1 protein-coding gene is annotated in these 262 nt (G+C 29.8%); it reads left to right on the top strand.

Annotation, left to right across the window (positions count from 1 at the left end):
* Positions 1–43 precede the first annotated feature (43 nt).
* Positions 44–262 (top strand): hypothetical protein (locus BN899_RS18395; protein WP_042278456.1); only part of this gene is annotated, 219 nt, incomplete at its 3' end.

The raw sequence follows: 262 nt of genomic DNA, 5'->3' as shown, positions 1-262 counted from the left end.
TTGGATCTAAGTTAAATATATTAGATACCAAGCATCACAAGCGATGGTTGAACTACAAGAAGAAATGGTTCAAATTTCTAAAGAACTCAATTCAACGGAAAAACTTTTATTAAATGGAAAATCAAATACATTTACTATACAAGCTGGTGCAAATGCTGAAACTAGATCAATAGTTACTACTGATTTATCTAAAGTAGCAGTAAGTATAGGAACTGCAAATATAACAAATAGTAAGACAGCTCAATCATTTGTACAAACTGTA

Origin of the sequence: Faecalimicrobium dakarense, assembly GCF_000499525.1 — a bacterium.
GTDB classification, from domain to species: domain Bacteria; phylum Bacillota; class Clostridia; order Peptostreptococcales; family Peptostreptococcaceae; genus Faecalimicrobium; species Faecalimicrobium dakarense.
Note: the sequence above shows the minus strand (reverse complement) of the source record. Positions and strands in the feature narration are given on the sequence as shown.